Raw genomic sequence first — 11,453 nt, 5'->3', positions numbered from 1 at the left:
TTGGCAGCCAGGTGTGTCATGGCGGCTGCTGCGCCCGTACAGCTATCCTGGCGTATGGGGGGCAGGTCTATGCCTCAGCCGTTAGCCTCCGGCAGGCCCGCAGGGCGTAGCGCCCGAGGGCGATTGTCCAGAGGGCGCCGGCGATCAGGCAGTAGGCCAGCTCCCCGGCGGAGAGGGGCCGGAATGCGCCCTGCATCAGCAGCATGGCCGGCTCCAGCGGGTGCAGGTAGCGCAGCGGGCTCTCCCAGCGGGCCAGGGCGCTTAGCGTCGGCAGGGCCAGCAGCCCGGCTACCGCCGCCGAGGGCAACATGTAGGCGTTGATCGAGCCGTAGGGCGCGACGGTGATCAGCCCGGCCAGGCAGAACAGCGCCGTGCCCAGCACGACCCCGCCGGCCATCGGCAGCGGGTTGAAGCCCGCGCCCCGGAAGAGCGCGGCCATGCCCAGGTTCTCAACCAGGGCCAGCAGGCTCAGGCTGATCACCCGCGCCGCCAGGTACTCGCCGCCGCGCAGCGGCGTCACCGCGCGGGCCAGCAGCGATCCCTCGGCCTTCTCCAGCAGCACGATCGCCCCCACAAAGTAGAATCCGCCCACTACCAGGTTGCTCAGGATCAGCGGCGGCAGCAGCCACTCCGTGTCCAGGGCCGGCAGCGGGATGAGCAGCGCCGCCCAGATCAGCAGCACCAGCCCCGTCACCAGGTAGAATCCGTTGCGGGCCTGGAGCGTGATGTCCCAGCGGACGGTGTGGGCTAGGCGTCCCATTGTAGGCTCCTCCCTGTCACGCGGATAAAGATCTGCTCCAGGCTGGCCTCCTGGCTGTGGATGGTCTGCACGGCATGGGTGCGCAGCAGCTCGGTGAACGCGGCGCACGCGCCCAGCCCTTCCAGCGGGAAGTCGCGCTGCTCAGCACCCTGCTCCCCGGCGTACTCCACGCGCACCGTCGGCGCGCCGTAGCGCAGCTTGAGCGCGCGCGGCGCGTCGATCGCCGCGATCTTCCCTTCAGCGATGAAGGCCACCCGGTCGCACAGGTCGTCGGCGATCGCCATGTTGTGCGTGGTCAGGAAGATCGTCCGCCCGGCCGCCTGCTCGGCGCGGATGAGCTCCTTGACCCGCTGGCTGTTCACCGGGTCGAGCCCGGAGGTCGGCTCATCGAGGAAGAGCAGGTCGGGGCTGTGGATGAGGGCGCGGGCCAGGTTCAGCCGCACGCGCATGCCCTTGGAGAACTGGGCCACCGGCGTGTCGGCGTCGCCTTCCAGGCCGACCTGGGCCAGCAGATCGGCGGGCCGGCGGGTCTGCCCGCGGTAGAGCGCGGCGAAGTAGCGCAGGTTCTCGCGGGCGGTGAGCTTCATGAAGTGGTTCGGCAGCTCGAAGGCCACGCCCACCCGCTCGTAGTAGTCGCTGCCCCAGGCTCCCACCTCGCGGCCCATCACGCAGGCCCGGCCCGCGTACCCGCGCAGCAGGCCGATCAGGATCTTCTGGGTGGTGGACTTGCCGGCGCCGCTCGGCCCCAGGAAGCCGAAGATCTCGCCGCGCTCGATGCGGAACCCCAGCCCGCGCAGGGCCGGGCCGTGCGCCTTCGGGTAGGTGTAGGTCAGGTCGGACACCTCGATCATCGGGGGCCTCCATGTGTATTGGGGACGTTGGGGCGTAGGGCCGAAGCATTCGGCTGTGTCGCTACGCGACACAGCCGAATGCTTGCCACCCCGATCCGCAGCAGGGCCGGGCTGACCATCCCGGCGGCCCGGCCCAGGTCGCCGCCGGCCTGGGCCACGGCGGCGATCTGGGCCGTCTCCTCGCGGCTGACGCCCAGGCCGCTCAGCACCTCGTCGCTCATCGCGTTGGCGTAGTAGGCCACCTTCGCCCGCAGGGCCGCCTCGGCCTCCTCGCGGCGCTCGGCCACCGAGACCCAGATGCAGGCCGCCAGGTCGATGTCGGCCATGTCGCGCCCGGCCCGCGCGGCGCCCCCGGCCACGCGCGCGGCCACCTCGGCGTAGCGCTCGGGCGGGAAGAGCAGCGGCAGCCCGCCGTCGGCGAGCTCGCCGACGAGGGCGTGCATGCGCGGGCTCATGGCCCCCAGGTAGATCGGGATGGGCCGCGACGGGACGCGCATGTACGCCTCGGCGCCCCAGTCCGGCCAGCCGGTGCCCGAGAACGGCCCGGCCTCGCCGGCGAAGAGCGCCCGCAGCCGGCGGATCGTCTCGGCGGTGACGGCCAGCGGGCGCGGCTGGGGCATGCCCAGCCAGCCCAGGAACTCGCCGGCCCCGGCCGCGACGCCCAGGTGCAGCCGCCCGCCGCTCAGCTCGTCCAGCGCCACCGCCTGCATCGCGATCTCGGCCGGGTGGCAGGTGTAGGGGTTGACGATGCATGTGCCCAGGCCGATCCGGCGCGTGGCCACCGCGCAGGCGCTCAGGATCGGCCAGACCCCGCGCAGGAACAGGTCGTCGCTCACCCAGATCTGGTCGAATCCGGCCTGCTCGGCGATCTGCGCGAGCTCGACATAATCCTTTACGGGCAGATCATTGTTCAGACGGATAGAAAACTTCATAATGTTGAATGTTGAATGTTGAATGTTGAATGTTGAATGTTGAGTGCTCGGCATTAAGCATTCAGCATTCAACATTCAACATTCACAATCGCCTCGGCCTCGATCTCGACCAGCATCTCGGGGCTGATCATCTCGGCGCGGACGAGCGTGTTGGCCGGGCGGATGTCGGCGAAGAGCTCGCCGTGGGCGCGGGCGACCGGCTCCCAGTCAGCGATGCTGCGCACAAAGACGCGGGTGCGCACCACATCGCTCAGGCCGGCGCCCGCCTCGGCCAGGGCGGCCTCGATCTTGCGGATGATATAGCGCGTCTGCGCGCCGGCGTCGCCGGGGTGCTGCACCGCCCCGCTGGCGTCCGAGGCGGTGGTGCCCGAGACAAAGACCCGCTCGCCCACGCGCACCGCCCGCGAGTAGCCGGCCAGCGCCTCCCAGGGCGTGCCGCTAGAGATCAGCCTGCGCTTCATCGTGTGCCTCTCTTCGTGATACAAGGGTTTGCGCCATTGTAGCAGAGACTGGCGATACGCGGCGGGTGACTCAAAATTCACGATCCTCTGATCGTGTTTTGTTACATTCCACTGCCCACATGGGGTATCATACGAGGGAGAGACTTTTTGTATGCGGGCTGAGGAGGAGCGCGTGAGCGACGTCGATATTGCCGAGGTACAGGAGTGGGCACGCGAGGGCGGGGCGCTGGCCCGCCGCTACTTTAACAATGTTGCGCGACAGCGCAAGGCCGATCGCAGCTGGGTGACGCAGGCCGACGTGGAGGTCGAGACGATGCTGCGCGAGCGCATCGCCGCCCGCCACCCGGAGCACGGGGTGATGGGGGAGGAGCAGGGGGTCGGCGCGATCGACCGGGAATATGTCTGGTCGATCGACCCGATCGATGGCACGGGGGCATTTGTGGCCGGGCTGCCGCTCTGGTGCGTCTCGATCGGCCTGATGCGGCGCGGCAAGCCCTGTCTGGGGGTGATCTACCTCCCTATCCTCGATGACTGCTACTGGGCTGACGCCGAGGGCCCGGCCTACCGAAACGACGAGCAGATCAGCGTGCTCACCGCCCAGACGATCGACGGCAACGACTGGATGTCGGTCTCGTCCTACGCCCACCGCTCCTTCACCATCAGCTTTCCGGGAAAGACGCGCGCCCTGAGCAGCATCGCCGCCGACCTGTGCTACGTGGCGCGGGGCAGCGCCCTGGGCGCCCTGATCGGCCGGGCGAACCTCTGGGATCTCGCGGCCGGCATGTCCATCCTGCGCGCCGCCGGCGGTGTGATCCGCGGGCTGAGCGGGGCTGATCTGGAGACAACCGAGCTGCTCGATGGGCGCAAGCTGCCCGAGCCGATCATCGCCGCCGCGCCATCCATGATCGATACGCTGCGCGGCTATGTGTCACGAAAGCCGTAGGGACGCCGCACGCTGCGTCCCTACCCGCCCACCTCGCGGTCGTTTAGGAGGCCTAGCCCCACACCGAGGCTCCAGTCGGCGATGGATGCGCCGCGCGCGGCCGCGTAGATGCGCTCGAGCGCATCGGCCGCCGCTGCGGGGCCGTGCTGCCGCTCGACATACGCGCGGCCGGCGCGGCCGATCTGCCCCCGGTAGCGCGGGTCGTCGAGCAGATCGAGGGCGGCCTGCGCGAGCTCCCTCGGCCCATCGGCCAGCAGCAGGTCGCGCCCGCCGTCAGCCCGCAGGGCGCGGCCGATCGCCCGCGAGGCGATGAGCGGGGTGCCCGCGCCCATCGTCTGGAGCGCCTCGTCGGCCGACGAGGCGTCGCCGGGGGCGAGGGCGATCGTCGCCCGGGCGGCGGCCCGCCAGTCGTCGGCGCTCACGCTGAGGATGCGCGGGTCGGCCCTTACGCCCCGGGACGTGTCAGCGGGGAGCGGCCCGACCACCAGCAGCTTGATGTCGGCGCGCTGGCTCCAGATCAGGGGCATCACCGTGTCGGCGACCTGCCGGATGGCGGCCTCGCGGCCCTCGGGGGTGGCGCAGAGCAGCAGTGTGCCCTGCTCGCGCAGAGTCAGCAGACCGGGGCTGTTCCGCCCGCTAATCGCCGTGGGGACGACGTGGATGTTCGCCCTCAGGGCGGCGGGCGACGCGCTCAGCGCGCCAAGCGCCCAGGCATCCTCCGCCGATGCGGCGATGATGCGATCATAGCTCTGGATGTAGGCGGCCTCGTGACGGCGGGTGCGGGCGAGCTCGGGGGCGATCTGCCAGGCGCGGCGCCAGCTGTCACGCGATCGGCGGGTGAGGGCCAGGCTCTCGCATGTCGCGGCGTCGATGATGGCGGGCACGCCGATCAGGGCGCAGCCCAGGGCCGAGGCGGCCATCCCGTCGACGTGGGCGATATCGTAGTCTCCGCCGCGCGCCTCATCGCGCGCCGCCTCCAGAAGCCGCGGCCCGAATGCGGCGGCCGCCCGCGCGGGCAGCGGGCCTGGCGCCGCGCGCAGCGCGTTCCACCTGCGCTCGGCGGCGCTCTGGGGCACCGCCACCACGTGCAGCCCGCGCTCCCGCAGCGCGGCGATGTGCCGCTGGCTGCCGGGCGCGGCGCCGCACACGACGCTGATCCGGTGCCCCTGGCCCGCGAGCGCGCTCAGCATGCCGTGCGCCCGGATATGTCGCTGCGATGGCACGTCAGCGGATATGAAGAGTATCTGCATAGCCCCCCCTGTTATTGCAGATTGTAGATTGCAGATTGCAGATTATGGAGTGTGGATCCGGTGCGGCTCCCCGCTCTGCGCCCTGCGCTCTGCGCTCTGCGCTCTGCGCTCTGCGCTCTGCGCTCTGCGCTCTGCGCTCTGCGCTCTGCGCTCTGCGCTCCCCGCTCTGCGCTCTGTGATCCGCTCATACACATCGTCGATGGCCCGGTAGACCGCGCGCCACTCGTAGCGCTCCAGGACGATCTGACGCCCGGCCGCCGCGATCCGCCGGCCGAGGTCCGGCTCGCGCAGCAGCAGCCCCACCGCGTCGGCGAAGTCGCTGGGCGTGTCGGCCACAAGCAGGTGCTCGCCGGGGCGCAGGTCGAGCCCGGCGACCCCGACGCTCGTCGAGACGATCGGGATGCCGCGGGCCAGGGCCTCCAGAATCATCACGCGCATGCCGCCGCTCTGGCGCAGCGGCACGATCAGGCACGCGGATCGGGCGATGTAGGCCGCCGGCTCGACGAAGCCGGTCACCTCAATGCTCGGGTCGCGCTCGGCCAGCGCCCGCACCGCCGGGCCTGGCTGATCGCCGCAGATGAACAGCTGGCTGTCGGGCGCGGCCCGGCGCACCAGCGGGTAGACCTCGCGGGCGAACCAGGCGATCCCCTCGGCGTTCGGCGGCCAGTCGGGCGAGGCCAGGCTCAGCACCGCCTGCGAGTCGGGGGCGCGCGCGATCAGCTGGAGATCGCTGCCGTCAATGGCGATCGGGATCGTCGTCAGCTCGCGCGGGCGCGGCATCACCTCCAGCAAGGCCTGGCGATCCTCCTCGCTGACGGTGGTGACGGCGTCGAAGGCGCTGCAGAGGCGGCCCTCGTAGTCGCGCAGCAGCGCGGCCTCACGGCGGGCCAGCCAGCGCCGCAGCCAGCGTCGCTGGCCTTCGAGCGACTCGTAGATGCGGTAGATGGCGTTATGCTTGTCGAGCAGGCGCGGCAGCGGCAGCGACTCCGCGTAGGGCGCCATGTGCAGCTGGTCGGCGTGGACAAGGTCGAAGGGCGCGCCGGCCTGCCTGGCCTCGGCGACGAGGCGGGCCAGGAGCGCGTGCATGGCCGGGCTGGAGTCGCGCTCGACGCTAAACGGGCGCCCCGTGATCAGGCTGAGGGCGAGCGAGCGATAGTGGTGCAGGCGGTCATTCGCGAGGGGCACCGTGTGGATGGCCGCGCAGAGCGGGCGCAGGGCGCTGAGGTCGGCGCGCTCGCCGGCGCGGACGAAGCTTACGAGCGTCACCCGGTGTTGCCCGGCGAGGTGCCTGAGCAGGTGGTAGGTCTTGACCTTCGGCCCGCTGTCGGGCGGGTACGGGACAACGTTGGTGAGTAACAGGATGTTCATCGGCGTTCCCAGGGCGCGCCCGCGCTATTGGCGCTGCGCTCATCCAGCGGGGGCGAAAAAAGCCCCGGCAGGCCCGGATGATGCTGGCGACTCCCCCCTCCGCGCCAGCGCCACCCGTACCTAGCCGCGGCTCCCGGTGCCGGCTTGCGCCGTAGCTCCCAATCTCCGCTGCCAGGGTATCATACCCGCCGAGGATGAACATCGGCCACGCGCGGGCCGCCTGTTCGATCGAATATAAGTGCTATAATTTTTAGGACACGTCAGCATGCAGTGCCCTATGCCCTGTCCCCTGTCCCCTGTCCCCTGTACCCTTTGGAGTATGATCGATGGCGAAGGTCGAGATTCACCAGTGGTACCGTCAGTATCGCAAGCTGAAGGCCGAGGCCGAGGATGCGATCCTGCTCTTTCGCTTCGGCGACTTCTACGAGACCTTTGACGACGACGCCAAGCTGATCGCCGAGCTGCTCGACGTCACCCTGACCCGCAAGGACTTCGCCGTCGATAAGGGCAAGCCCAAGGATCAGCAGAAGCTCTGGTCTCCGATGGCCGGCATGCCCTACCACGCCGTCGAGCGCTATGTGAACGACCTGGTGGGCCGCGGCTACCGGGTGGCGATCGCCGAGCAGCTCAGCGAGACCGAGTCCTCGCGCAGCGACACCCGCCCCAAGTCGATCTTCGCCAGCGGCATCCAGCAGACGGCCCCCGGCGACCTTGAGCGCAAGATGGTCCACCGCGAGATCGTGCGGGTGATCACCCCCGGCACGGTGATCGACTCCTCGATGCTCACCACGACGGCTAACAACTACCTGGCCGCCGCGATCGTCGAGGGCGAGCGGATCGGCCTGGCCTACGCCGACCTGAGCACCGGCGAGTTCGCCGCGATCGAGTTCAGCGGCGAGCGGGCCGCCGCCCAGCTCCACGGCGAGCTCTCGCGGCTCCAGGTGGCCGAGGTGCTCGTGCCCGACGATGAGCGCCTGCGCCTGCCCGAGCTGGCCCCCGCCGAGGCCCGCCTCACCCAGGACCTCGCGCCGATGACCAAGGGCGAGCGCGACCTGCTGCTGCCCCACGAGCGGGTCGCCCGCCGCCTCGACCAGGCCAGCGACGCCCGCTGGGCCAAGGGCCACGTGACGGCATGGCCTGTCTGGCGCTGGGACGCCCAGACCGCCCAGGAGACGCTGCTGCGCCAGCTGCGCGTCCAGTCGCTGTCGGCCTTCGGCCTTGATGAACGGCCCCTGGCCACCCGCGCCGCCGGCTCCCTGCTCCAGTACGTCCACCAGACCCAGCGCCACCAGGCGAGCCAGCTCAACAGCCTGCGGGTCTACACCACCGGCAGCTTCATGTTCCTCGACCCGCAGACCCGGCGCAACCTGGAGCTGCTGGAGAGCACCTCGTCGGGCGGCAAGACGGCCCTGGTGAATATCCTCGACCGCACCCGCACGCCTATGGGCGCGCGCCTGCTGCGGCGCTGGATCGCCCAGCCCCTGCTCGACCTAGCTCCGCTCCAGGAGCGACAGTCCGCCGTGGCCCGCTGCGTCGACGAGACGCTGCTGCGCGCCGAGCTGCGCCAGGCCCTCGGCGAGGTCGGCGATATGGAGCGCGCGGTCAACCGCGTGGCCCAGGGCACCACCGTGGCCACCCCGCGCGATCTCGTGCAGCTGCGCGCCGCCCTGCGCGCCCTGCCCGCTGTGGTCGAGGCGGTGGGCGAGGCGCTGGGCGATCTGCTACCCAATCAGGGGACAGGGGACAGGGGACAGGGGACAGGGAGCCGAGAATCTGTGCGAGAAGACGAAGAAGATTTGTTTGGCGATGAGCCTACCTCTGCCCCGGCCCTGTCCCCTGTTCCCAGTCCCCTGTCCCCTTGCCCCGACATCGCCGCGCTGCTGGAGCGCGCCCTGGACGACGACCCGCCGGCGCTGCTGGGCGCCTCGAACTACCTGCGGTCGGCCGAGGAGGGCGGCGAGCGCCCGCGGCGGGTGATCCGCCCCGGCTTCGAGCCGCGCATCGACGCCCTGGTGCGGGCCAGCCGCCACGCCCAGGACTACATCGACCGACTGGAGGGCCGCGAGCGCGAGCGCACCGGGATCAAGTCGCTCAAGGTGGGCTACAACAGCGTCTTCGGCTACTACATCGAGGCCTCGCGCACCACCGACGAGAAGCTCATCCCCAAGGACTACCAGCGCAAGCAGACGCTAGTTGGCGCCGAGCGCTACATCACCGAGGAGCTGAAGGAGTACGAGCAGGTGATCGACCGGGCCAAGCTCCAGCTGGTGGAGATGGAGCGCGAGGCCTTCACCCGGCTCTGCGAGGAGCTGGGCCAGCACACCGACCGCCTGCGCGGCGTGGCCCGCACCCTGGCCCAGCTCGACGCCGTCGCCTCGCTGGCTGAGGTCGCCGTGCGCGGGCGCTACTGCCGCCCGGCGCTCAACGACAGCACCCGCCTCCAGATCAGCGGCGGGCGGCACCCCGTCGTCGAGCAGATGCTCCCCGAGGCCTTCGTCGCCAACGACACCTGCGTGGACACCGAGGAGGCCCAGCTGCTGATCATCACCGGGCCGAATATGGCCGGCAAGAGCACGGTGATGCGCCAGGTGGCCCTGATCGTGCTGCTGGCCCAGATCGGCTCCTTCGTGCCCGCCGAGGCCGCCGAGGTCGGCCTGGTGGACAGGATCTTCACCCGTATCGGCGCCCAGGACGACATCGCCACCGGCCAGAGCACCTTCATGGTGGAGATGACCGAGACGGCCGCGCTGCTGGTGCAGAGCAGCCGGCGCAGCCTGATCATCCTCGACGAGGTGGGCCGCGGCACCAGCACCTACGACGGCATGGCGATCGCCCGCGCGGTGGTCGAGTATATCCACGACGAGCCGCGGCTGCAGTGCCGCACGCTCTTCGCTACCCACTATCACGAGCTGACCGCGCTGGAGGGGCCGCTGGCCCGGCTGCGCAACTACCACATGGCCGCCGTCGAGCAGGGCGACCACGTGGTCTTCCTGCACGAGCTGCGCCCCGGCAGCGCCGACCGCTCCTACGGCATCCACGTGGCCGAGCTGGCCGGCATCCCGCAGTCGGTCATCCGCAGGGCGGGCGAGCTGCTGGCCGAGCTGGAGGGGGCGCGGAAGGATGAAGGTAGAAGGATGAAGGATGAAGCGCAGGAGGGGCATGCGCTACCTCAGCCTGTGAGCAGTGTTCCCACACCTGTTCATCCTTCATCCCTCATCTCTCATCCTTCCCCCCAGCTCTCCCTCTTCGACCTCGCGCCGAGCCCGGTGGTGGAGTACCTGCGCCGGCTCAACATCAACGAGCTGACGCCGCTGGATGCTATGAATAAGCTCTACGAGCTGCAGAAGCTGCTGCGGGAGTAGCGTAGGGCGCGGCGAGAATCTGCCGGCCTCGCCGGCAGATTCTCGCCACGCACTGAATGTAGAATCTCTGACAGGTGTGGTACACTCCTATGCAGATCATCGCCGGAAGTGGAGAAGTCGCGCTGTGGAAATTGTCCGCTCGCTCGCGCCTGGGATCGCGCAGCGGCCCGCCGTGCTCACCATGGGCAAGTTTGACGGGCTGCACCTCGGGCACCGCCAGCTGATCGGGACGGCCGTGCGCCGCGCCCGCGAGCTCGGCTTCGTCAGCGCCGCGCTCACCTGGGACCCGCACCCCAACCTGGTGCTGCGCCCCGACAGCCCGCCGCAGCTGCTCACCAGCCTGGAGGAGAAGATCGACCTGATCGCCGCCCTCGGGCCAGACCTGCTGATCGTCGCGCCGTTCACCGAGGCGACGAAGACAACCAGCGCCGCCGCCTACATGGCCCAGATCTGCGCCGCGCTGCCCCTGCGCGAGCTGTGGGTCGGCGAGGACTTCGCCATGGGCCGCGGGCGATCCGGCGATGTGCCCAGCCTGATGACGATCGGTCGCGATCTGGGCTTCGCCGTCGGGGCGGTCTCCAAGGTGATGCTCGGCGGCGAGCCGGTGAGCTCCTCGCGCGTGCGCGGGCTGCTGGCCGCCGGGGATGTCGAGGGGGCGGCGGCCATGCTCGGGCGGCCCTTCGGCCTGCGCGGCACCGTGGTGCCGGGCGACCAGCGCGGGCGCCTGATCGGCTTCCCCACGGCCAACCTCCAGATCCGCCCCGAGCACGTGCTCCCCGCCGACGGCGTCTACGCCTGCCGGATCGCCCTCGATGGGGCCAGCCTGCCGGCGGTCACCAACGTGGGCGTGCGGCCCACCTTCGACGGCCTGCGCCGCACGGTGGAGGCCCACCTGCTCGACTGGGGCGGCGACCTGTACGGCCGGGCGCTGCAGGTGACCTTCTTGCACCGCCTGCGCGGCGAGCAGCGGTTTAGCGGGGTCGACGCCCTGGTCGCCCAGATCCGCAGGGACGCCGACGCGGCGCGGGAGCTGTTGGGGGCGGTGTAGGGGCGCAGCGCGCTGCGTCCCTACGGCGTGGCCTGGGGGATCAACCCTATAATCTGCGCCCAGAGGTTCTGGAAGAAGGCCGGGTCGAAGTAGAGGATGGCCCCGACGGCGACGGCGAGGGCCAGCAGCACGGCCACCGCCCAGATCACCCAGGACGGCAGGCTGCGTGGCAGCCGCGAGCCTCCGAGGGCCGGGAGCGGCTCATATTGTTCGACGTAGTGCTGCTCGCGGAACTCCGCGATCATTGGCTCGGGGTCGATGCCGAGAAAGGTCACATAGCTGCGCACCATCTGGAGCGCGGCGGGGCCGCGGGGGAGCAGGGTGTACTTCTCGTCCTCGAGGGCCTGAAGGTAGGACATGCGGATCTTCAGATCGTTCTCCACCTGCACCAGGGTGAGGTGGCGGCGCAGGCGCTCGTTGCGCAGGCGCGGCCCGAATCGCTCGTCGCTCGCTCCGGGCGCCGCCTCAGCCGGCTTTG

10 protein-coding genes are annotated in these 11,453 nt (G+C 70.4%); 3 read left to right on the top strand and 7 right to left on the bottom strand.

Annotated features, from left to right (window positions below; genetic code table 11):
• Positions 1-67 precede the first annotated feature (67 nt).
• The 4 genes from K2Z83_RS03035 to K2Z83_RS03020 are packed head-to-tail and all read right to left on the bottom strand — an operon-like array spanning position 68 to position 3,004.
• The gene (locus K2Z83_RS03035) at positions 68-760 is read right to left on the bottom strand and encodes an ABC transporter permease (protein ID WP_220593703.1); all 693 of its coding nucleotides are present in this window, start codon (positions 758-760) and stop codon (positions 68-70) included.
• Positions 748-1,611 carry an ABC transporter ATP-binding protein gene (locus K2Z83_RS03030; RefSeq protein ID WP_220593702.1) on the bottom strand — a complete coding sequence of 288 codons (864 nt, stop codon included), beginning with the start codon at positions 1,609-1,611 and terminating at the stop codon, positions 748-750. The genes K2Z83_RS03035 and K2Z83_RS03030 overlap by 13 nt, the downstream gene beginning before the upstream one ends.
• Positions 1,608-2,618: an LLM class flavin-dependent oxidoreductase gene (locus K2Z83_RS03025; protein WP_220593701.1), complete on the bottom strand. Its 1,011-nt coding sequence runs from the start codon at positions 2,616-2,618 to the stop codon at positions 1,608-1,610. The genes K2Z83_RS03030 and K2Z83_RS03025 overlap by 4 nt, the downstream gene beginning before the upstream one ends.
• A complete protein-coding gene (locus K2Z83_RS03020) occupies positions 2,612-3,004 on the bottom strand; it encodes a RidA family protein (RefSeq protein WP_220593700.1) in 393 nt (130 codons plus the stop codon). The genes K2Z83_RS03025 and K2Z83_RS03020 overlap by 7 nt, the downstream gene beginning before the upstream one ends.
• Positions 3,005-3,176: 172 nt before the next feature.
• Here K2Z83_RS03020 and K2Z83_RS03015 point away from each other — a divergent pair, with 172 nt between their 5' ends.
• Positions 3,177-3,947, top strand: a complete 771-nt coding sequence (locus K2Z83_RS03015; protein ID WP_220593699.1) for an inositol monophosphatase family protein — start codon at positions 3,177-3,179, stop codon at positions 3,945-3,947.
• Between the two features lie 20 nt (positions 3,948-3,967).
• On the opposite strand, the gene K2Z83_RS03010 is transcribed toward K2Z83_RS03015, so the two are convergent.
• Both K2Z83_RS03010 and K2Z83_RS03005 read right to left on the bottom strand, forming a co-directional pair.
• On the bottom strand, positions 3,968-5,197 hold the full coding sequence (locus tag K2Z83_RS03010; protein ID WP_220593698.1) for a glycosyltransferase: 1,230 nt from the start codon (positions 5,195-5,197) through the stop codon (positions 3,968-3,970).
• A gap of 42 nt (positions 5,198-5,239) precedes the next feature.
• Positions 5,240-6,565, bottom strand: coding sequence for a glycosyltransferase (locus K2Z83_RS03005; protein ID WP_220593697.1), 1,326 nt, complete (start codon positions 6,563-6,565; stop codon positions 5,240-5,242).
• Between the two features lie 326 nt (positions 6,566-6,891).
• Between K2Z83_RS03005 and mutS the strand changes: the two genes are divergently transcribed.
• Complete coding sequence (gene mutS / locus K2Z83_RS03000; protein ID WP_220593696.1) at positions 6,892-9,927, top strand: DNA mismatch repair protein MutS; 3,036 nt, start codon at positions 6,892-6,894, stop codon at positions 9,925-9,927.
• A gap of 124 nt (positions 9,928-10,051) precedes the next feature.
• On the top strand, positions 10,052-10,975 hold the full coding sequence (locus K2Z83_RS02995; RefSeq protein WP_220593695.1) for a bifunctional riboflavin kinase/FAD synthetase: 924 nt from the start codon (positions 10,052-10,054) through the stop codon (positions 10,973-10,975).
• A gap of 20 nt (positions 10,976-10,995) precedes the next feature.
• Here the strand turns inward: K2Z83_RS02995 and K2Z83_RS02990 are convergent.
• The coding region (locus tag K2Z83_RS02990) for a RodZ family helix-turn-helix domain-containing protein (RefSeq protein WP_220593694.1) at positions 10,996-11,453 on the bottom strand (458 nt) is incomplete at its 5' end.

This window comes from Oscillochloris sp. ZM17-4 (assembly GCF_019599295.1).
GTDB lineage: Bacteria > Chloroflexota > Chloroflexia > Chloroflexales > Chloroflexaceae > Oscillochloris.
The sequence above is the reverse complement of the archived record's forward strand: the minus strand, read 5'-3'. Positions and strand labels throughout refer to the sequence as shown.

What these genes read in the sequence shown, in the direction of transcription:
- K2Z83_RS03035 (WP_220593703.1), bottom strand. Translation starts at nt 760, where the DNA reads ATGGGACGCCTAGCCCACACCGTCCGCTGGGACATCACGCTCCAGGCC.
- K2Z83_RS03030 (WP_220593702.1), bottom strand. Translation starts at nt 1,611, where the DNA reads ATGATCGAGGTGTCCGACCTGACCTACACCTACCCGAAGGCGCACGGC.
- K2Z83_RS03025 (WP_220593701.1), bottom strand. Translation starts at nt 2,618, where the DNA reads ATGTTGAATGCTGAATGCTTAATGCCGAGCACTCAACATTCAACATTC.
- K2Z83_RS03020 (WP_220593700.1), bottom strand. Translation starts at nt 3,004, where the DNA reads ATGAAGCGCAGGCTGATCTCTAGCGGCACGCCCTGGGAGGCGCTGGCC.
- K2Z83_RS03010 (WP_220593698.1), bottom strand. Translation starts at nt 5,197, where the DNA reads ATGCAGATACTCTTCATATCCGCTGACGTGCCATCGCAGCGACATATC.
- K2Z83_RS03005 (WP_220593697.1), bottom strand. Translation starts at nt 6,565, where the DNA reads ATGAACATCCTGTTACTCACCAACGTTGTCCCGTACCCGCCCGACAGC.
- mutS (WP_220593696.1), top strand. Translation starts at nt 6,892, where the DNA reads ATGGCGAAGGTCGAGATTCACCAGTGGTACCGTCAGTATCGCAAGCTG.